The organism is Bacteroides sp. ET489, assembly GCF_030518095.1.
Lineage (GTDB): Bacteria > Bacteroidota > Bacteroidia > Bacteroidales > Bacteroidaceae > Bacteroides > Bacteroides ndongoniae.
Genome location: NZ_JAULLJ010000046.1, coordinates 1 through 19,676, shown reverse-complemented (window position 1 = coordinate 19,676; position 19,676 = coordinate 1). Strand labels below are relative to the sequence as shown.

Here is a 19,676-nt window from a genome sequence, read left to right as displayed (position 1 = left end):
CAGCCGTGAATCATGATAAATTCACGGCTGTCTTGTTTCTATGGCACAAACAGTAATCTGTATTCTTCTTTTCTTCTCCTTTCTATTGACGGAATTTTCTTTCCCTTATAGTGACAATATCGTATGAAGTCCACATAAATGTTCCGGTTACCGGCTTCCAGTTTCCTTATCAACGTGCTTTTGGGCATCCTGCCATAACCGAGCAACTTATATGGTCCCACTTGGTATGCCAGACACGCAACCAAAAGTGAATCCTTTCCCAGGTGACGGAACAATGCACACATTTCCTTCAGGTCCTTTCTCAGAATACTGTCTCCCTCACTTTCTGTCAGCCTGACGGGAAACTTTTCCCCTTTTCTGATACGGTGACCGTATGCGACATAAGGATGATGTTCCGGACCATGCCATCCTTCATATTTCTTGATGCACCTGACAGCCGTTTCCCAACGTGAGCCTTCCACATTCTCCTGTGCACGCAAAGAAGTTACCGTCATGGCCAGTACCACCAATGGCAGTACTGACCTTGGAAGTCTTACGGTTATTATAAGGCACCTCCTTCCTGAACTGACAATGAATCTTCCACGGCATCCGTCTCTTCATCACCTGCATTGTTGAAGTCAAATTCCATTTCCGTCATGTTTCCCCAGTTGTCCTCGACAACGACAATGAAGTTCTGCGCCTCGTCACATAGTGAAGTATAATACAGCCTGAACTTCCGGTTCTCCAGCAGATAACGGTCATTCGGCTTGAATTCAAGACCGTTGTCCAGTTTCAGGGAACCTTCCCCGTCATACTGGAAATAACGGATCGTATAGACCGTACCGTCAAAATCGCCCTCACTTTTGAGTTCACACCGTATTTCCGCCGTCTCATTCCTGTTCAGTTCCTTGGGAACCGGCATTGTTTCCACGGTAAACGGATAACTCTGCTGGATTTCCAGCTCGGATTCGCACGAGGTCAATACAAGACTGACCAGACCTATGCAGGACATGGCAATCTTGCCTGCCAGCCCAAATCCTTTTCTTATATTCTTTTCTGTCTTCATTTGTTTTCCTTTGTTTTTGTCAGATATTCATTCAAGTCCTTAAATCCATCATACAGACCGGAACAGTCCATAACCTTATTCCCGAAATGTATGTTCAAAGTCTCCAGTGCGGTAATTCCGGCCCGGTCACGGTCAAGAAAGCACCGGATTTTGCCGTAACCCTCCAGTACGGCATACGACCGTTCCAGATTGGATACAGAGTTCAGCACCAGGCAGTCCTCGTCCGTCACAGTCCGCAATACCAATGCCGAAAGGAAATCCACAAATCCTTCAAACACACAGCACGTATCCTGTTTCTTTCCGGACAGGGACACACAGGAAATGTCCTTGGGAGAGATGCATCCCTTGAACATCGGGTTACGGAGTTCATAACCGCCGCTCCGGTTCATGAAGCCTATGGCAAAATACCGTTTGCCCCGTATTCCGTATGTCACTTCCTTGCAGAATCTCCCGGCAATGGCCGGATCAATGCCTCTCTCTTTCAGGTAACCTTTCAAAGCCTCATGACTCAGTTCCGTCACTTTCACGTCCTCGAATCCGGAAACGCGGGGTATCTTCTTACGTTCCTGTAAAGGCCGGAGGGGAAGGATGCCGGATTTCCCTGAAAGGAACTCCAGCTGTTCCATGAAACCGGTACTTCCGGTAAGTTCTCCGGCAAGATGGAAGATGTCACCTCCCTTTCCGAGGCCAAAATCAAACCAGACATTCCGCTGCGTATCCACCTTGAAGGATGCGGTTCTCTCATTCCTGAAAGGTGATCTGAACCAGACATCATTTCCTTTACGGGATACCGGTATATGCCCCATATCTTCAAGAAAACCGACAAGGGAAATCCGTCTAATCTGTTCCAGTTCCATAACCCGCTAATTTATCATAAAACGAATGCCGATTCCATACTGGGTATGGCAATGTCCGAGACTTCCACCCCACAGGAAACGCTCACGCAAGGAAGCCGTCAATGCCACACGGTCGGCAAGGTACAGTTCCATCTCCAGCGTCAGGGCACAACCGTACACAAAGGCATCGCCGTTTTTCAGGGTGGCCCCGTCATAGAGTATTTTATCAGACCAGTTTACCGTCTCATATCCGGCCAGTGCCGATCCTCCCAGATTGAGGAAGAACACTTTTCCCGCATCGGAAAGGAAATTCAGGTAATATCCGCCTTCTGCCGTAAACTGCGCAGAAGGGATGGTCACATGGCGGTAACCGTGTTTCATGTGCAGGTATTCCGCTCCATATACCCATTTATTCCCGCCTTTGGCATAGCTTGAAAGTGTCATTCCCATATAGTATCCGTTATCGGAAGCCATACCTCCACGCATTTCCACACCCTGCATCCTTGGCAGAATCCGCTGGGCTTCTGCCTGTCCCACGGAAAGGACAAGTAGCAATGCCAGCATATACAATACTTTCGTTCTCATCGTACCTTCAGTTCGTTGATGGTTTCCGCACGCACCAGGTCTTCGTTGACCACCTCAAAACTCTGGTGACGGCCACCCTGTTTCTCATACATCTCTACAACCAGTTTCTTGTCATCCGGTATCGTAAACTTGGGAAGGGCGAATACCGTACATTCCGAATCCCTGCCGTTTACACGTGTCACATAATTATAGGCACGCAGCGGATAAATCACCTGCTCCTGCATGGCCGTACGCTTCATCACCTTTTTGTCCACCACCTTGAACGTAATGAAATCCACGTCAAAGGGCACATTCGAGGAGTTCTTTACCTGGGTATGGAAATAAAGCAGGTCATTATGGGTGTACAGTCCTTTGAGCAGATACTGGATACCGAAACGCTTGCAGCCGATATGACGGATACGGCGCTTGTCATTCTCATACACGGATTTCATGATAAGACGTACCAGACGGGGTGACTCGTTATCCAGCTCGGTCAGATAGATTTCCATGGCATTGTTGGGACGGTTCACCGATTCTCCGTCATGGATGAAATCACACATCTCCACATTCAGCAGCAGCGGCTCATCGGCATACCTCACGTTGAAGGTATAGAAGTTCCCGTCTTCGGTTATTACAGACATATTGGTCTCCTCCCTGAAATTGCGTGTCGTGGCCTTTACTCGGATTACATTCTCGGCACCGTCGGCCTTGCCGGCTATCAGGTTTGTAGAACCGAGATCCACATACTTGACCGGAGCCGGGAAAATGACATGGACGGTCTTGTCATACGTTATTTCCAGTCCGTGCGGCGGAATCATCTGGCTGAAACCGATCTTGCGGGTCAGCCCCTCATAATAATCACCGCTACTCTGCTGCGCCCAGGCAGCCGATACGCCCAGTAAAAGGGCAAACATCATCAGAATCTTCTTCATGTGCTTTTGTTTAATGGTTGTCTTTTCTTTCATAGTTTCCTGTATTTCATTTCTCCGGTGAATGGAGCAGTACCCGGTGTCCGGCCTTCAAAGTAATCTTTACCGTACGCATCCGTTTGGATATGTACTGGGAAACGCCCTGTATCACACCTTTTCCCAGATCGGAGGCAATCTGCGCCCCGGCATCGGTGGAAATGTTGATGCTACTGTTCATCGAGGTTCCCATATTGGCGGCAATCTCTCTGGCAGCGTCATATTCCAGTGAACCCGGCACCAGGATTCCCTGTTGTCCGTCCAGATCATAGACTTCCAGCTCCACAGGCAGGATAGTTCCCTTGTATTCCACGGCATTGACCATGATTTCCAGCCGTTCACCCTGTATGCGTGTGCCACCTACCAGTACGGTCCCTTTCGGTATGAAGCGTCCGGCAACGGACATGGGTTCGGTAAGCCGCAGGCGCAAGGCCTGTCCGTCGGATACGGTCTGCGTACCGTGTACACAGGCAGCAATGGTATTGCCTTCCGTTACTGTCTTCCGGCCGACAGCCGTATTGAAACCGGCATTGCGTTCTCCCGAAAAGGCGGATATGAACTCTTCGTCGCTCATAGGTCTGGAAAGCGAGGATACCACCTCATTGTGAACCTGTTTCACCGGTATGGTTTTTTTGTCCTCCGCTTTTCTGACAGGAGAAGGGGGCTCCACAGCCTGACGGTTATTGTATTTGGCGGCCAGTTCGTATGATTTTTCCATCAGGGCCATCTTTTCCTCCATGCCTGACAGTGGCTCCTGTTTCTGCTGCTGTTGCTGCATACGCTCCAGTTCCTCAATCCTTTCCAGAAGCCTTTCCTTTTCCGGATCGGTCCGCGGTTCATAGATGCTTCCCAGCGTACGGTTCATCTCACGGTAGGCTCCGGCCGAGGAACTGACCGGTCCGGCATTTCCTTTTTCTGTTTCCGTTTCCGTGTTTGTTTGCCTCTCCGGTGGAATGTTATCGGGAAGACGGACACTGTCTTTCCGTTCCTCTTTGGCAAACATGGACTCCGCAGCTTCAAAGAATGTCTTCCTTTTCCTGCTTTCCTGTTCCATCAGAGCCTTTTCATAGGCATCCTTCTTGTTTCCTTCCAGGCGGCTGTCCTCGGGAGAAGGGATTTCCGTATTGAATCCCTGTCCTTTATCCTGCCGCTCCCGTTCCTGCCCGGAAGGTGAGAATATCAGATAGAAACTTCCCAGACACAGCAGGAACATCAGCGGATACACAACAAATCCGGCGCGTTTGCGTTTCTGTTCCTCACTCAGCGGCTTCCTGTCCTTTGAAGACCGGAGCCTGAACGGTTTCATCAGCCGTTCCATTACTTTCTTGACTTTTTCTTTCTCCATTTCTTACAATAGATTGAATGAACTCCATACGGAGTGAATCCTTTTCCATAAAATCCATTCCGGACTCCCGATTATTACTGCCTATAAACGGTCTGCATGCCGTATAGACACATGCGGCTGTAAACGGGACAAACAGTATCCAGAGAACGGCCTTGCGCTGTTTAACGGTAAGTCTGTGGCAGAACCTCCTGAGTTGAAGGTCCGCCTGTCTCGTCAGGTTCCTTTTCATCGCTCTACGCTCCTTATGTCCTTGTTTTCCAGTATGGTCAGATGTTCGATGATAAAGCCGTTGGGGTTGTCATCGGAACGGGAGGTATTCTGAAGCTGGCAGTCAGTCACCAGCGAACGTTCCGTCACGTTACTCTCACGGATAATCATCTGGCGGGCATACGTCCTGGCCCTGTAAGGGTAGCCGGAAAAGTCGCAGACCACGCTGTCCACCCGTACCACCTGATTGATATTACCGGAAATGAGACGGTTATAATATCCTTTCTCTGCAAAATCCACATAGTAATGATAGGCGCTTTTGTCCGCCAGCTGCAAGGCACGGTTGATATTGTGCTCAATGGCATCCTTCTGTGGCGACAGCCCGAAAAAGAGCTCATGGAACCTTCTTACATGCTCCCTGGCTTCAGCCGGACGGTTTTGTGAAAGATCCTGCGAAAGGGCAAGCATCAGTGACTTGCCGCCATCGAGTACATAAATTTTCTCACGCTGTTTCTCCGCAAAGCGGTATGAGTTCCACAGGGCAAAGACGGTCACAAGCGTGCAGCATCCGACAAAGACCGCAAGCATCAGGCGTATCCGTCTGAAACTGCTTTCAATATTGGTCAGTGATTTGAATTCCATCTGTTTTCATGATTTTTATGTTCCTGTTCTGTTTATTTTCCACGCAGACGCCCTCCGATATTTCCCAGTCCGGAACCTGCGGCACCGGCTGCAAATCCTCCGGCCTTGGTCGCAGTACGGTTGATGTTTCGGTTGTAGTTTCCGCCACCGCCTGCCTGCACAATCCATCCGGCCACGGTCGGCACGGTAAAATATCCGATGATACCTATCAGCATGAAGATCACATATACCGAATTGGAGTTGTCCAGCGAATAGTTCGGATTGTTCTGGAGCTCCAGGATGTCGTTCTGCAGCATAAGTACCTGAATCTTGGCCAGCATACAGCTGAAAAGGTCACTCACGGGAAGCCACAGATAGACGGAAATGTAACGTGTGAACCACTGGCTGAGCGTGGACTGGAAACCGTCCCACACACTGAAGGCAAAGGCAATGGGACCAAGGATGGACAATACAACCAGAAAAAAGGTCCTTACCGTATCTATAAGCAGGGATGCCGCGGCAAAAAGCAGTTCCAGCAGACTGCGGAAGGCGTCCCGGATATTCTTTTCCAGATTGTACATGCCCACTTCCATATACATGCCCATGCGGGTTGCCATGGCATCGGGCGACCATCCGAGCTCGTCCAGCTGACGGTCAAACTCCTCATCGCTGACCAGATAGGCCGTTTCCGGATTGCGGAGCATGGCTTCACGTTCCAGCCTGTCCTTCTGCTCACGGTACTGCTGCATATCCATCGTCTGCCCCTCAAGCATCTTGTGGGTTCCCTGCACAATCGGACTCAGCACCGTATTCATCGTTCCGAGTACCAGAGTCGGGAAAAGCATGATGCAGATGCCTATCGCAAACGGGCGCAGAAGCGGATACACGTCTATCGGTTCGGCACGGGCAAGCGACTGCCAGACACGGACGGCCACATAGAACAGGGCACCGAGTCCGGCAAGTCCCTTGGCTACATCCAGCATATCCTCACAAAGGGGCATCATTTCATTGTAAAGGCTCTCCAGAATGGTATGGAGATTCGAGAAATCCACGGATAATAATACCATAGGCTACCAGTATTTGGAGGTGTCATTGCCATAGAGCTTCAGGACACGGTCAAGGTCATTCTTCTTGCGGGCACGCAGAAAACTCACGGCTATATTCCTGTTCGTATAGTAATTCACGAGATTGCGGTAACGGCGCATACTGGCATAACAGTCATCCACCACGTCCATACGGTCCTTGTCGGTCATGGAAAGGGTGCTGACGTTGATTACCTGCCTGAGATCCTGCAACACCCCGTTGCTCTCTTCCAGAAGTTTGGTATAACCGAAAGCGATTGCATCCAGCTCTTCGGGAGAAAAGTTCTCGTCACCCAGCATCTTCTGGAAATTGGTCACGTAGATTTCCGACACGTCACCGACCATCAGGATAATCTCACTGACCTTACGGGCATCCTTCACCAGATTGTTGACGGACTTCAGGGCATCATAGTATTTCTTGTACTGCTGGTATATCTTCACCGTCTCCGCAAAATTCTGGGCGGTACTTGTCGCGGTTGAAGAGGTATGCACGATATTGTCCGACATGTTGATGATACTCTGGGCAAGGTTCCCCGGATCGGTCACCACCCACTGTGCCCGTATCTGTCCGGCAAGGAAAAAGGTTCCTGCACAAAGTAGCAGCAGTCTTTTTCTCATGGACGTACCTCCTTCCTTACATAGTCACCGTTCGGAGAAAAGGTCAATACGTCAGCCGCCTCATTGTAGGCGATGTCTATGCGGTAGCCGGTATTGATGAACAGGTTACCGTTTTCTTCCACCAGCAGATAGGTTTCCGGCTTCAGCTTCCGTGTCTTTCCGCTGCGGGCGAAGACCGTCACCTTGTAGGCGTCCCCTTCCTTATATATAAGGACATCGGGCTTGCCTTCCACACTGCTCCATGAACCGCACAGGCGGTCACAGTCCTTGAACCTGCTTTCACTACAGCTCTGCAGCAGCAGTGATGCCGCCCCGATCAGGCAGGCGGCCAGTCTGTACAACTGTCTGTTTTTCATGTCTTGTCTTTTTTAATGATGTTGTTCTTGTTTTACTGAATCTCTCAAAGTCCCATCTTGCGTCTCTTTGGCTTCGGACTGACAGGGATGCGGACTTTTCCGGTCGGTCTGTCCTTACAGACTGGCTGCCGACATTCCTTGCGGATAATGGTATCGTCCTTTTTGTTTGGGGACTTCAGGCCAACCATGGTTTCAAACCTGGCATAAAGTTCTTTATATGCCTTTTCTGCCTGTTGCCGCCTGATTTCATCCGGGGAATTCCGGTCAATGCCGTATTTCATGAGAAAACAGGAATTAATGAAAGGGCTGTCAATATTCTTCGGGTTGGCGATGAAACCTCCCAGCTTTTCCAGTTCCCCGTACAGCTTGTCGAGATACTGTACGGGAGGAGGGGAACAAAGCCGCTCGAAGACCTTCTCCACAGCATGTGTCAGTCTTACATCGACCTCCACGGCATCAGGTATCTCGCCTCTGAGCCTTCTTTCCCTGTAATCTTCCGGTTCCATACTTTCAAGCCGGTGATACAGCTCATAGTCTTCTGAAAATCCGTAATGTTCACGGATATCTTTCGGTATGTCCCATCCGTTCATCAGGGACCAGTAGAGACATTCGATTGTCTCCTTACGCTTTCTTTCATCCGATTCAAAACTGTCATTCATAACCGTCATGCTTTACCGTTTGACCTTTTCCTTTCCCTTCTCATTTCCGCAATACGTTTCACGGCCAGTTCCAGATTTCCGCCCAGTTCCTTGGCCAGCTTCTGCAGTTCCAGCTTTTCCGACTCTTCCGTGGTATATACGGCATATTCCTCATCGCTGACTTCCGTGGCATACACGGCCGAGTGGGTACCGCCAAGACCGATCCAGACCTCACGGTAGAAACGTCCGGGATGGTTGGCCTGGTTAATGGACAGGATCTGTCCGCGTTCCTTGTCGGTCAGTCCGAGAAGCCGCTGGATATGGTCGAACTTGTTCATGTATTTCCGCTGGTCAAGAAGAATCTTGCAGTCACTGTTGTTGATGATAGCTTCCTTTACGACAGGGGAACTGATGATGTCATCCACTTCCTGGGTGACCACCACGGCCTCACCAAAATATTTTCTGACGGTCTTAAATAAATACTTTATGTACTCACTCATATTGGCAGACATCAGGGCTTTCCAGCATTCCTCAATGAGTATCATCTTGCGGATGCCTTTCAAACGGCGCATCTTGGCGATGAAGGTTTCCATGATTATCAGCGTGACCACGGGCAGAAGCACCTTGTTTCCGCTGATATTGTCCAGCTCGAATACGATAAAGCGCTTGTTGGTAAGATCCAGTTCCTTGTCCGAATTAAGCAGGAAATCATAATCACCGCCACGGTAGAACGGTTCCAGTACGTTCAGGAAACCGTCGATGTCAAAATCCTTCTCACGGACTTTCTTCTCCTCAATCATCCGGCGGTAGTCATCACGCACAAACTCGTAGAATCCGTTGAAATCGGGTCTGACATCCCTGTTTTCCGTTATCCTGCGAATGTAAGCGTTCACCGCTCCAGAAAGGGCCACTTCTTCCGAACGCCTTGGGGCTTCATCCTCACGTTTCCAGAGTGTGAGTATCAGTGTCTTGATGCTTTCACGCTTTTCCACGTCAAATTCCCCGGAATCCGTATAGAACGGATTAAAGGCGATGGGATTGTCCTCCTCATAGGTGATATAGATACCGTCCTCGCCATGTGTCCGGTCATGAATCAGGCTGCAAAGTCCCTGATAGCTGTTTCCGGTATCCACCAGCAGGATATGGGTACCCTGTTCATAATACTGGCGGACAAGGTGGTTCGTAAAGAAGGATTTACCGCTGCCGGAAGGACCGAGTATGAACTTGTTGCGGTTGGTGATGATTCCCTTGCGCATAGGCAGGTCACTGATGTCCAAATGAAGCGGTACGCCGCTCTGCCTGTCCGTCATACGGATACCGAACGGGCTGGGTGAACTGCGGTAATTCGTTTCCGAAGCAAACAGGCAGACAGCCTGTTCCAGAAAGGTATAGAAACTTTCCTCAGCCGGGAAATCGCCCGCATTGCCTGGAATACCAGACCAGTACAGCACCGGAGTATCTATCGTGTTGTAATGGGGTACGCATCCCATCAGAGCAAGCTGGCTACCGGTATCGTTCTTGATACGCCTTAACTCTTCCTCGTCTTCCGCCCAGGCCAGTACGTTACAGTGGCACCGTACCGGAACAAGCCCTTTCGTATGCGCCTCGTCAAGAAACATTTCTGCCCATTCATAGTTCACGGCATTGCTGCGGCTGTATTTCGACAGGGACAGCATGTTGCGTGAAGTCTTTTCCATGCGTTGCAGGATTTCCTGCGCATCATCGATGAACACGTACTGCGAATAGACATGGTTGCATGAAAGCAGGAGTCCCACCGGAGCCGCAAACGAAAGACGGCAGTCGCTACGGTCCGTGGACAAGCGCTCATAGCGCATGTCCGTGCCCACACTGCCGGGAAGGTCTTCCGTATCGGAAAGCAAATGCAGGCAAAGACGTTTGTCACCGATGCGCATGCGTTCCGGATCAAGGCAGATGTCCTGTAATACGGGGTGCATATCCTCCATACCGAGAGTCAGGTATCTTTCAATCAGTCCGGGACATTCTTCCGTTCCGACAACCTCTTCCGTTCTGAGACGCTTCATCCTGACATGCCCCGAATCGTTCATGATACGCTCGAACTGCTCCACCGCCTCCAGAAATTTCACGACCGAATCCCAGTCCGTGATTTCCTTGGGAAGGATATAGCCGCGGCACAGGGTACTGAAATCACTGCGGCGACGGGCACGTTCGCGTGTAGTCTTTGTCAGATACAGGAAGCAGCGGTGCCTGAGATACGGGCGTTCGTTGAAATGACGCTCATAGCTGCGGGACAGGAAACTTTCCGTCCCGTCTCCTTCGCTCCGGTAGTTTTCCTTGACGAACCAGTCCTGCTTGTACACGACAGAATAATTGGGAAGCACCTTCATGGCCTTTACCCAGGTACCGTGAATGGCTTCGTATTCTGCCGCCGTCACCGTGTACAGTTCAGGCAGCTCGACCTCGAAGGCTACAGTAATGTCCGCATCCTTGCTTACGATGCAGTTGTTTTCCACGGCCAGAATCGGGAATCTGTCTTCCAGATCACAGACCTTCAATACACTTCTCATTTCTTTCTCTTCTTTTGGGTTAATGCTCTGAATATTCTGCGATGGGCTGACAAATAGCGCGGATGGCGTTTTTCGGCCAGCATCTTCATCAGCCCGTGCTCACCGTAGCGGGCATTCATGCGGAAGGTCAGCCATACGGCCAGGGTACCGGATATCGCTCCGAAAGACAAGCATACCAGCTGGCTGGCACCGGCCATATACAGGACAACCACCGCAAGAAAGACCGACACAAGGCCTCCGGCAAAAAAGAACAGGTACTGTGATTTCAAGCCCTTGAACTCAATCGGACGGCCTGCTCCCTTGTTGATACGGTAATCCATGGCTTACAGGAAGAAGGAACGGAGAATGGTGGCGGCCACAATCAGGAAGATGCAGGCGAAGAACCAGCTTGCCGCAGTCTTGGACGTATCCGGGTCGCCGCTGCTGAACTTGCCATACGTCTTGATACCGCCGACCAGACCGAGTACGGCTCCGATGGCATAACACAATTTGGTGGCCGGGTCGAAATACGAAGTCATAAGGCTGGTAGCCTCATTGATGCCGGCAAGACCCTGTCCCTGTGCGAAGGCACCTGCCGCTGCCAGCACACACAATACTGAAAATAGGATTCTTCTTTTCATTGTCGAATCATTTTGGGGTTTGACATAAATGTTGAATTCGACTGCAAATATATAAGGCTTAAACCGCTGTGATACAACACCGTCATCAGGTGTCACCAGATGTCATCAGATGTCATTCAGGAAGCCTTACAGACATAAAAAAAACATCCCGAAAAGATTTCCGGGATGCCTGAATATATCGGTGTCAGATATATTTCCGCCAGTCGCCAGACGGCTCATTCCCATCCTTTACTTTAAGAGGTTTGGGGTTGCCGTCCTCGTCAAGATACCTTTCTATCAGTTCCTCTACAATCGCGGAATTCTCCATATTGAAAAGGAACACGTCAATCAGGCTGGTCTGCCTGATGGAGAACAGGACACGCGCTGCCTGCATGGCCTTCTCATGGTCGGCTTCATCCTGATGTGTCAGATATTCGCCGAGTACTTCCATGTCCCTGCTGGACAGAACAGGTGATACGGATTCCACTTCGGGAGACTCCGCATCAAGGTCTTCCTGGACTTCTTGCAGAAGTTTCATCTTATCCAGCTGAAGGTTGCATTCCACATCTTCCTGCTGCACGTCCTCCTCTTCACCGATAAAATTCCTTTCAAGTGGCTGGCTCATGAAGGGAGCGGCAGTCTTTCCGGCATTCTCGTCCAGATAGACATAACGGGTACTTCCCATCACTTCTGTATCTGAAACCGCAGATTCCGTTACGACAGTTTCTTTCTTTTCCTTCTTCACGCAAGGTTTCCCATAAAGCAGGGTACAAACAGTTTCGATACGCCTTCTCCAGCCATACACGCTGTACAGCAAATAGCCTATACAGACAATCCGTACACAGAAGTATATCAGTTCTTCCATAAAGAATCCTTATAGAGAAAACATTCAAGTTCATTCTTCAGCAATTCTCCGTGGCGTTTCAAGTGCTCCTCCACGATATTGCTCACATAGACTGAAATACTCATGCCGGGAGCCATAAACGGAATAAGGCGGCTTGCCTTGTTGTACAAACTGCAACGAATACGAATCTGACGTCCTTTCCCGACTGGAGCATCGTTCAGATACACACGGCTATATTCGGGAAAGCAGTTCGCTATTCCTATTTTCTCATTCAAATCTCTGACCTGTCTTTTCAGTGAACAAATCTTATTGGACAGTACATAAACGCAACATAACAGCAGGCCGCAAACCAATACGGCAACAGTCAATACAATCCATATCATTTTCAGAATGTTTTTGGGGTTTTTCGGCGAAACAGCTCGCCAAGCTCTTCACTGTAAGTCTCAAGATGGTGTGCCAGCACATTATCCAAAAAAGCGGGCACACTCATGTCATCACTCAGAAGGGGAAGGATACGGGCCAGCCTGCAATACATGTCATAGCTGATATAGGTCTGCTTTCTGTGTACGGACTTCTTTCTGTCCAGAAACAGTTCTTTGTACATTTCCACCTTCTCTTCCAGTCCGGGATCGGCGCGTATCGTTTTGCGGGACTTTTCCTGTCCCTGTGTCTTTACTTCCGGCACATTTTTTTCCTTTTCTGTGACAGGAAGAACATTCTCACCGACATCAGTTCCAGATTTACCACAGGAAATGGATTCACTGGCCATCATGTCCTTCAAGGCATCCTCATCCACCTTGAATATCTCTCTTTTTTTTGCCATAGTTCTTATCCCGGAAATATGATACGTTCCATCTCCTGGGCAAACGCCTCAAGACGGCTGTCTTTCAGTAGTGATTCGGAAGGAGGGAGAAGGGTGCAGCGGAAATGCTGCCTGGAAGAAGGTGTCATTTCCTTGTTGAAGCGTTCAAGATCCGGAAGTACGGTTTCAAAGACCTTCAAACCCATACGGAGCACTATTGCATTATACATTACATACAGTTCCTTGGAAGTACGGCTGTCCATACGGTTCCAGAATAAACGTATGTCCTTCAGGGGAGCTTCCGGATGCTGTCCGATAAAATCCTGAACGGTCGATACAAAGGAAAGGCTGCTCTGCATGACCATACGGTCCTTTACAATGGGAGTAAAGATAAAATCCATGTTCATGACGGACTCGAATACACCACGGGAGTTCACCGTTCCGGGAAGATCGAAGAATATCAGGTCATAGTCGCCTTCCAGTTTGCCGGGAATCTCTGCGGCTGCCTCCGGCGTGGAAGTGACGATCGGATAGGCCTTACGGGAACCGTCCTCAAACTGACGGCAGAAAAGTCGCTGGTGATACTCGCTTTTCTCAAGATTCTTCAAATCCCTTCCCCTTAGTTTTTCCAGACTGAACTGTGGATAGTCACAGTCAACGACAGCAACTTTCAGACCTTTTACATAATTAAAATAACTGGCAAGAACCGCTGTTACCGTGGACTTGCCCACACCGCCTTTCTGATTGCTGAAGGCGACAAGAATCGGACGTTTGTTCATACCTTTGTTTTTGGGGTTAATATTCACTTTTTCTTTCACTAATCTTATAATGGCATTACGCTATTGTGATACTATTGTTGCCATGTTATTATGTCCTTATGTTATTGCAATACTATGTTGCCATATTATTATGTCCTTATGTTATTGCAATACTATGTTGCCATGTTATTATGTCCTTATGTTATTGCAATACTATGTTGCCATGTTATTATGTCCTTATGTTATTGCAATACTATGTTGCCATGTTATTATGTCCTTATGTTATTACAATACTATGTTGTTATGTTGTTATGTTATTGCAATATTGCACGCTTAAATCGCGTCAAAAATAAGGTCTTTCAAGCATACAGGTAATATGTAGCCTGCACCATGACATCAGATGTCATCAGACGTCTTTATATGTCATACAATCCACTATTTCACAACTGTTTACACGGTCATAATTTTGCAAAGTCAGAACCGATAGACGGCTTGGAACATCTTCCGACGGACAGCAGCACTCCGCTCACGTCGCGCAGCAATCCGCCGGAGGTGGATTCTCTGTTCAAACGAACAGAGCAAGTTGTGTTTTTGTCCGACAGAAAGTATTCTGCCCGACAAAAACCAACTTGCCCTCCCTCACGGTCGGGGGATTTTCCTCCAAAGTCGGAAAATCTGACGGAGAAAGCAAAACAACCCAAAACCAAAAAAGCATGGAGAAAAAACAGGCTAAAAGGACAGGCAGAAAGCCGAAAACTGATCCGGCGGACTACAAGTACAGCTTCCGTCTGAACGCGCAGGAAAAAAGCAAATTTGAGAAACTGTTTCTGGAATCCGGAGCAAGGGACAGGACAATCTTTATCAAGAAATCAATCTTTTCAGAACAACTGAAGGTAATCAAGGTGGATAAGGTTTCCATGGACTATTACATCCGGCTCGGGGAATTTTACAGACAGTTCCAGGCAATAGGCAACAATTACAATCAGGTCGTAAGGGCCGTACAGAAAAATTTCGGGGACAAAAGGGCGATGTCCTTGCTTTACAAACTTGAAAAGGCTACCCTGGAACTGATATTGCTCAACAAGCAGATTATGGCATTAACCAAAGAATATGAAAAGGAATGGTTGCAAAGATAAGTCATGGGGCAAGCCTTTACGGAGCGCTGGTCTATAATCATGAAAAGGTATTTCAAGGGACAGCGGAAATCCTGTCCGGACACCGGATGATTTCCGACCGCCCGGAACTGCCGAGCGAGGACATGCGTCTGGCTCTCCTTTCATTTGAAAACCATCTGACGGTAAACAGGAGGACAGACAAGCCGGTCCTGCATATCGCCCTCAGTCCGGCACCGGAAGACAGGCTGGACAATGACAGGCTGGCGGAACTGGCAGAAAAATACATGCAGAAAATGGGATACGGTGACCAGCCGTTCATCGTGTACAGACATGGAGATACCTGCAACACGCACGTACATATCGTGAGTGTATGCATTGACGATGAAGGAAGGAAAATCAATGACTCCTATGAACACCGCCGTTCAATGACAGCCTGCCGGGAACTGGAACAGGAATTCGGACTGCGTAACAGTGCGGATAGGGAAAGACGGAATCCGAAAGCGGAACTGAAAAAGGTGGATGCCTCACAGGGGGATATACGCCACCAGATAGGAAACACGCTGAAGGCTGTACTGGAAAGCTACCGTTTCCAGACTTTCGGAGAGTATTCTGCACTGCTTTCCACACTGAACATTGAAGCCCGACAGGTACGGGGCGATTACATGGGAACACCCTATACGGGTATCATCTATTCGGCTACAGACGACAGAGGGAAAGTGGTCTGCTCTCCAATAAAAAGTGCAAGGTTCGGCAAGCGTTTCGGAAATACGGGACTGTCCGAACGTATGTTACGGCATACACAGAACTTCAAAGAAGGCAAATGGGCTCCTGCCATATCCGGCAAGATCGTATGGGCCATGCGTAACGCAAAATCGGAACAGGAATTCAGGGAACTGCTGAAACAGGAGCACATTGATGTGGTATTCCGAAGGAACAATACCGGACGTATCTATGGCGTCACATTCATAGACCATGAACGGCGCGAGGCGTTCAACGGTTCACGTATGGGAAAGAAGTTTTCTGCCAACGTATTCAACGATTTTGTCTGCTGGTGGGAAGGAATACCCTGGCAGGAGAGACAACAGTCCGGTCCGGAGGAACTTTGGAAACGGTACGGCCACCGTATGGAAGAAAACAGTGCGCTTGAACAGGTGGCAGGCATCTTCTCCTTTGAGGCAAATCCGGCAGTCGATTACGAGGAAGAAGCGTTCCGTCGCCGCATGAAACGGAAAAAGAAACCACAGAAACGCAAATCACGCGGTATCTGATCAATCAAAATGAGTCAACAACAGGGGGAACAACGGATTCCCCCACAATCATATACATTATTATGCAACAGGAAGACGATTTGAGAGCCCTTGCCAAGATTATGGAATTCGGCAGGGCAGTCAGTATTTTTATTCTGGTAGTCCACGTTTATGTGTACTGCTATCCCAGTATGAGTGCCTGGCATCTGAATCTGGACGTCATAGACCGGATACTGATGAACTTTGACAGGACAACCGGTATATTCGGCTGTATCCTTTGGACAAAACTGATGGCAGTGCTTCTGCTGGCCATATCCTGCATGGGTACCATCGGAGTCAAGGGTGAGAAGATTACATGGCAGCGTATATGGGCGGTACTTACTGCCGGGGCGGTTCTGTTTTTTATGAACTGGTGGTTGCTTGACCTGCCTTTTCCGCACGAAGCCGTCACGGCCTTGTATGTTGTAACACTCGCAGCCGGTTATCTATGCCTGCTCATGGCAGGACTGTGGATCAGCAGGCTTTACAGACATAACCTGATGGAGGATGTATTCAATATGGAAAACGAATCCTTCATGCAGGAGACAAGGCTGATGGAGAATGAATATTCGGTCAATCTGCCCACAAGATTCCAATACGGCGGCAAGCTCAATGACGGTTGGATCAACGTGGTCAATCCTTTCCGTGCGACCATCGTATTGGGAACACCGGGTTCCGGTAAATCATACGCAGTGGTAAACAACTACATCAAACAGATGATTTCCAAAGGTTTCAGTGTCTATATCTATGATTATAAATTTGAAGACCTTTCCACCATTGCCTACAATACCTTGTTACACAATATGGACAAATACAAGGTAAAGCCACATTTCTACGTCATCAACTTCGATGATCCGCACCGTTCACACCGCTGCAATCCCATCAATCCGGAGTTCATGACGGACATCTCTGACGCATACGAAGCAAGCTATACCATCATGTTAAATTTGAACAAGACCTGGGTGTGACCTGGAAAGTCATGTAATTGATTGTTAAACAACAATGTATATTGTAAGATTTAACCCGCTGTTCCGTCAGCGGTAGCCTACTATAAGGTGCATCTCCAGTGATGGGTTGTGCCAAGCTTATAGGACAAAGTACACTTTCCGAAAGGACAAGACTGAACCGTGAGGGAAAGTCAAGGGTGGTTAGTATCATACCGCCAAGTGGCGAGGCTGGATAGCATGGTTAACGTAAGTGAACTGACTTTAGCCGTCGTAAGGTTTGAAGGAGCGCAAGATACTTTAGCTCTCACCAAAAGGTAAGCAGTCGGATAACCCTTGCCCATGTTAGGGTTACACGGACACAGAACTGCCGGCGGACTTGGCAGAACCTAAACTATCCGTTTGTCAATTACGTGGAACAGGGCAAGCCTGTATCTCTCTCGTAAGAAAACGAGTAAGCAAACCGCAAGGCAAGCCGAATGGGGTGCAGGTATGAGATAACGGAAAAAGCGAACGCCATCCTGTAATGGGGTGGATACGGATTGAATCGACATCACGGGTTGCTGTTGGTGACATCATCCGACACGAAAGTGGGCAGACTTCCGTATATGGTAACTCTTTACAAGATAACTTATAGAACTTTCAAAAGGAGGAAAGCAAATGAACGAAACGAAAACATCGTGTGCGCCTGCTGACAACAGGAATCAGACTTGGGACGGTATGGACTGGTCCAAGTGTGAAACCTATGTCCGAAAGCTACAAGCGCGTATTGTAAAGGCTCAGAAAGAAGGCAGACATAATAAGGTAAAAGCCTTACAATGGATGCTTACTCACTCTTTTTACGCCAAGGCATTGGCGGTAAAGAGGGTTACTTCCAACAAAGGAAAGAATACGTCTGGAGTAGATAAACAGCTTTGGGATTCTCCCAAGCGCAAGTACAAAGCAATTGATGAACTCAAACGCCGTGGTTATAAACCTCAACCGCTCCGTAGGGTTCATATCAAGAAAAAGAACGGCAAACTTCGACCGTTGGGAATACCGACAATGAAAGACAGAGCGATGCAAGCATTATACCTAATGGCTTTGGAACCGATAGCCGAAACGACAGGCGACCGTTTTTCCTATGGTTTCCGCAAGAAACGCAGGACAATGGACGCTATCCGTCAGATTGACACGGTTCTAAACCGCCAACATTCCCCCGAATGGATTTTGGAGGGAGATATTAAAGGCTGCTTCGACCACATCAGCCACGACTGGCTTCTTAATCATATTCTTATGGATAAGACGATACTCAGAAAATGGCTGAAATGTGGAGCTGTATTCAATGGCAAACTGTTCCCGACAGAAGAAGGTACACCACAAGGAGGTATCATATCACCTACACTTGCAAATATGGCACTTGACGGACTTCAACCACTCTTGGCTGAAAGATTCAAAAGACGTTTCATCAACTATAAGACATTCCACTACAAAGTGAATCTTATCAGATATGCGGACGATTTTATAATCACTGGTCGGGATAAGGAGCTTTTGGAAAACGAGGTCAAACCTATAGTAATAGAATTTCTCAAAGAAAGAGGTCTTACTTTATCCGAAGAGAAAACTACCATTACAAACATATACAAAGGTTTTGATTTCTTAGGTTTCAATATAAGGAAGTTTGGCAAAAGGCTATACACGTCACCGTCAAAAGAGGCACAGAAACGCTTTAGAGCTAAAATCAGTGACATCGTTAAAGGACATAAAACGTGTAAGCAGGAATCGCTGATACGAATGCTCAATCCTGTAATTACAGGCTGGGGAAATTACTACCGATATGGTGCATCAACCGCTGCTTTTCATGATTGCGACTACCACATTTATAACCTCACGAAACAATGGGCTTTACGCCGTCATCCGAAGAAACGCATAACCTGGGTGGCAGACAAGTATTGGCACGAAATTCGGGGGCGTAAATGGACATTTGCATGGAAATATGAATCAAAGAACAAGAAAGTAAATTACTTGACTCTTAAAAGGTTGTCGGATATACATTATACTCCGTATAAACAAATCAAGGGTGAAGCAAATCCTTTCGACCCGGACTATGATGATTATTTCTCTCAGCGAAAGGAACAACAAATGCTGGAATCTCTCAAAGGACGTAAGTCTCTCTTATATTTATGGAACAAGCAGAATCGGACATGTCCGTTATGTGGAAAAGTTATAGATTGTACAAAAGCATGGAACGTCAACGAAATACATGTTAACGGTTCGATTGTACGACAACTTGTCCACAACAACTGCTACAAGCAAAATAAACGAAAATGTTGAAAGTATGAGCCGATTTCTAATAACAAATAGGAATATTGAGTTGCTTGAGCCGTATGAGGGGAAACTCTCACGTACGGTTCTTAGGGGAGGAAGAGGCAGCAATGCCTCTGACTTACCCGATATTGAAAAACAGGGTGACTTCTTTGTAGAGTCTCCGATTATCCTGCTGGCAGCTATAATCTGGTATTTGAA

21 protein-coding genes and 2 pseudogenes are annotated in these 19,676 nt (G+C 48.2%); 5 read left to right on the top strand and 18 right to left on the bottom strand.

What is annotated here, in order from left to right:
- Positions 1-38 precede the first annotated feature (38 nt).
- From Q3C19_RS16430 to Q3C19_RS16345, 18 genes are all read right to left on the bottom strand, one after another.
- The gene (locus Q3C19_RS16430; protein WP_204429356.1) at positions 39-494 is read right to left on the bottom strand and encodes a glycoside hydrolase; all 456 of its coding nucleotides are present in this window, start codon (positions 492-494) and stop codon (positions 39-41) included.
- Positions 495-541: 47 nt separating this feature from the next.
- Entirely contained in the window at positions 542-1,045 is a 504-nt protein-coding gene (locus tag Q3C19_RS16425; RefSeq protein WP_204429358.1) for a DUF3872 domain-containing protein, read from the bottom strand.
- Positions 1,042-1,902: a toprim domain-containing protein gene (locus tag Q3C19_RS16420; RefSeq protein WP_302730758.1), complete on the bottom strand. Its 861-nt coding sequence runs from the start codon at positions 1,900-1,902 to the stop codon at positions 1,042-1,044. Before Q3C19_RS16420 ends, Q3C19_RS16425 begins: the two co-directional genes overlap by 4 nt.
- Before the next feature lie 6 nt (positions 1,903-1,908).
- The gene (locus Q3C19_RS16415) at positions 1,909-2,466 is read right to left on the bottom strand and encodes a conjugal transfer protein TraO (RefSeq protein WP_302730756.1); all 558 of its coding nucleotides are present in this window, start codon (positions 2,464-2,466) and stop codon (positions 1,909-1,911) included.
- Positions 2,463-3,377: a conjugative transposon protein TraN gene (traN, locus tag Q3C19_RS16410; RefSeq protein WP_302730764.1), complete on the bottom strand. Its 915-nt coding sequence runs from the start codon at positions 3,375-3,377 to the stop codon at positions 2,463-2,465. Before traN ends, Q3C19_RS16415 begins: the two co-directional genes overlap by 4 nt.
- A 46-nt stretch (positions 3,378-3,423) precedes the next feature.
- Positions 3,424-4,728: a conjugative transposon protein TraM gene (gene traM, locus Q3C19_RS16405; RefSeq protein ID WP_302730762.1), complete on the bottom strand. Its 1,305-nt coding sequence runs from the start codon at positions 4,726-4,728 to the stop codon at positions 3,424-3,426.
- A gap of 252 nt (positions 4,729-4,980) precedes the next feature.
- A complete protein-coding gene (traK, locus tag Q3C19_RS16400; RefSeq protein ID WP_004326315.1) occupies positions 4,981-5,604 on the bottom strand; it encodes a conjugative transposon protein TraK in 624 nt (207 codons plus the stop codon).
- 32 nt (positions 5,605-5,636) lie between these two features.
- Complete coding sequence (gene traJ / locus Q3C19_RS16395; protein WP_120381667.1) at positions 5,637-6,650, bottom strand: conjugative transposon protein TraJ; 1,014 nt, start codon at positions 6,648-6,650, stop codon at positions 5,637-5,639.
- A 3-nt stretch (positions 6,651-6,653) separates the two neighbouring features.
- Positions 6,654-7,283: a DUF4141 domain-containing protein gene (locus Q3C19_RS16390; protein WP_008152252.1), complete on the bottom strand. Its 630-nt coding sequence runs from the start codon at positions 7,281-7,283 to the stop codon at positions 6,654-6,656.
- Entirely contained in the window at positions 7,280-7,639 is a 360-nt protein-coding gene (locus Q3C19_RS16385) for a DUF3876 domain-containing protein (protein WP_004294975.1), read from the bottom strand. Before Q3C19_RS16385 ends, Q3C19_RS16390 begins: the two co-directional genes overlap by 4 nt.
- Positions 7,640-7,683: 44 nt before the next feature.
- Positions 7,684-8,298: a hypothetical protein gene (locus Q3C19_RS16380; protein WP_302730748.1), complete on the bottom strand. Its 615-nt coding sequence runs from the start codon at positions 8,296-8,298 to the stop codon at positions 7,684-7,686.
- A gap of 5 nt (positions 8,299-8,303) precedes the next feature.
- Positions 8,304-10,823 carry a TraG family conjugative transposon ATPase gene (locus Q3C19_RS16375; RefSeq protein WP_302730746.1) on the bottom strand — a complete coding sequence of 840 codons (2,520 nt, stop codon included), beginning with the start codon at positions 10,821-10,823 and terminating at the stop codon, positions 8,304-8,306.
- Positions 10,820-11,143: a DUF4133 domain-containing protein gene (locus tag Q3C19_RS16370; protein WP_302730744.1), complete on the bottom strand. Its 324-nt coding sequence runs from the start codon at positions 11,141-11,143 to the stop codon at positions 10,820-10,822. Before Q3C19_RS16370 ends, Q3C19_RS16375 begins: the two co-directional genes overlap by 4 nt.
- A 3-nt stretch (positions 11,144-11,146) precedes the next feature.
- Positions 11,147-11,539, bottom strand: a complete 393-nt coding sequence (locus Q3C19_RS16365) for a DUF4134 domain-containing protein (RefSeq protein WP_009121384.1) — start codon at positions 11,537-11,539, stop codon at positions 11,147-11,149.
- Positions 11,540-11,627: 88 nt separating this feature from the next.
- Entirely contained in the window at positions 11,628-12,287 is a 660-nt protein-coding gene (locus Q3C19_RS16360) for a DUF4122 family protein (protein ID WP_302730739.1), read from the bottom strand.
- The gene (locus tag Q3C19_RS16355; protein WP_204429367.1) at positions 12,275-12,649 is read right to left on the bottom strand and encodes a DUF3408 domain-containing protein; all 375 of its coding nucleotides are present in this window, start codon (positions 12,647-12,649) and stop codon (positions 12,275-12,277) included. The genes Q3C19_RS16360 and Q3C19_RS16355 overlap by 13 nt, the downstream gene beginning before the upstream one ends.
- 2 nt (positions 12,650-12,651) lie before the next feature.
- Positions 12,652-13,089 (bottom strand): DUF3408 domain-containing protein, encoded by a 438-nt coding sequence (locus tag Q3C19_RS16350; RefSeq protein ID WP_005776852.1) that lies wholly within the window; start codon positions 13,087-13,089, stop codon positions 12,652-12,654.
- A 5-nt stretch (positions 13,090-13,094) separates the two neighbouring features.
- A complete protein-coding gene (locus tag Q3C19_RS16345; protein ID WP_005776850.1) occupies positions 13,095-13,847 on the bottom strand; it encodes a ParA family protein in 753 nt (250 codons plus the stop codon).
- Positions 13,848-14,539: 692 nt separating this feature from the next.
- On the opposite strand from Q3C19_RS16345, the gene mobA reads away from it, so the two are divergent.
- From mobA to Q3C19_RS16320, 5 genes and pseudogenes are all read left to right on the top strand, one after another.
- Positions 14,540-14,962, top strand: coding sequence for a conjugal transfer protein MobA (mobA, locus tag Q3C19_RS16340; protein ID WP_032588422.1), 423 nt, complete (start codon positions 14,540-14,542; stop codon positions 14,960-14,962).
- Positions 14,947-16,209: a conjugal transfer protein MobB gene (gene mobB, locus Q3C19_RS16335; RefSeq protein ID WP_302730731.1), complete on the top strand. Its 1,263-nt coding sequence runs from the start codon at positions 14,947-14,949 to the stop codon at positions 16,207-16,209. Before mobA ends, mobB begins: the two co-directional genes overlap by 16 nt.
- A gap of 62 nt (positions 16,210-16,271) precedes the next feature.
- Positions 16,272-17,192 (top strand): annotated as a pseudogene (locus Q3C19_RS16330) (YWFCY domain-containing protein); the annotation flags it as partial.
- A 639-nt stretch (positions 17,193-17,831) separates the two neighbouring features.
- A complete protein-coding gene (ltrA, locus tag Q3C19_RS16325) occupies positions 17,832-19,484 on the top strand; it encodes a group II intron reverse transcriptase/maturase (RefSeq protein WP_302730729.1) in 1,653 nt (550 codons plus the stop codon).
- Positions 19,485-19,488: 4 nt separating this feature from the next.
- Positions 19,489-19,676: pseudogene (locus Q3C19_RS16320) on the top strand (conjugal transfer protein TraG); the annotation flags it as partial.

Coding starts and splice junctions, on each gene's coding strand:
- Q3C19_RS16390 (WP_008152252.1), bottom strand. CDS start 7,283: ATGAGAAAAAGACTGCTGCTACTTTGTGCAGGAACCTTTTTCCTTGCC.
- Q3C19_RS16385 (WP_004294975.1), bottom strand. CDS start 7,639: ATGAAAAACAGACAGTTGTACAGACTGGCCGCCTGCCTGATCGGGGCG.
- traM (WP_302730762.1), bottom strand. CDS start 4,728: ATGGAACGGCTGATGAAACCGTTCAGGCTCCGGTCTTCAAAGGACAGG.
- Q3C19_RS16370 (WP_302730744.1), bottom strand. CDS start 11,143: ATGGATTACCGTATCAACAAGGGAGCAGGCCGTCCGATTGAGTTCAAG.
- Q3C19_RS16350 (WP_005776852.1), bottom strand. CDS start 13,089: ATGGCAAAAAAAAGAGAGATATTCAAGGTGGATGAGGATGCCTTGAAG.
- Q3C19_RS16360 (WP_302730739.1), bottom strand. CDS start 12,287: ATGGAAGAACTGATATACTTCTGTGTACGGATTGTCTGTATAGGCTAT.
- traJ (WP_120381667.1), bottom strand. CDS start 6,650: ATGGTATTATTATCCGTGGATTTCTCGAATCTCCATACCATTCTGGAG.
- ltrA (WP_302730729.1), top strand. CDS start 17,832: ATGAACGAAACGAAAACATCGTGTGCGCCTGCTGACAACAGGAATCAG.
- Q3C19_RS16425 (WP_204429358.1), bottom strand. CDS start 1,045: ATGAAGACAGAAAAGAATATAAGAAAAGGATTTGGGCTGGCAGGCAAG.
- traN (WP_302730764.1), bottom strand. CDS start 3,377: ATGAAGAAGATTCTGATGATGTTTGCCCTTTTACTGGGCGTATCGGCT.
- traK (WP_004326315.1), bottom strand. CDS start 5,604: ATGGAATTCAAATCACTGACCAATATTGAAAGCAGTTTCAGACGGATA.
- Q3C19_RS16430 (WP_204429356.1), bottom strand. CDS start 494: ATGACGGTAACTTCTTTGCGTGCACAGGAGAATGTGGAAGGCTCACGT.
- Q3C19_RS16375 (WP_302730746.1), bottom strand. CDS start 10,823: ATGAGAAGTGTATTGAAGGTCTGTGATCTGGAAGACAGATTCCCGATT.
- Q3C19_RS16420 (WP_302730758.1), bottom strand. CDS start 1,902: ATGGAACTGGAACAGATTAGACGGATTTCCCTTGTCGGTTTTCTTGAA.
- Q3C19_RS16380 (WP_302730748.1), bottom strand. CDS start 8,298: ATGAATGACAGTTTTGAATCGGATGAAAGAAAGCGTAAGGAGACAATC.
- Q3C19_RS16355 (WP_204429367.1), bottom strand. CDS start 12,649: ATGATATGGATTGTATTGACTGTTGCCGTATTGGTTTGCGGCCTGCTG.
- Q3C19_RS16345 (WP_005776850.1), bottom strand. CDS start 13,847: ATGAACAAACGTCCGATTCTTGTCGCCTTCAGCAATCAGAAAGGCGGT.
- mobB (WP_302730731.1), top strand. CDS start 14,947: ATGGTTGCAAAGATAAGTCATGGGGCAAGCCTTTACGGAGCGCTGGTC.
- Q3C19_RS16415 (WP_302730756.1), bottom strand. CDS start 2,466: ATGAGAACGAAAGTATTGTATATGCTGGCATTGCTACTTGTCCTTTCC.
- mobA (WP_032588422.1), top strand. CDS start 14,540: ATGGAGAAAAAACAGGCTAAAAGGACAGGCAGAAAGCCGAAAACTGAT.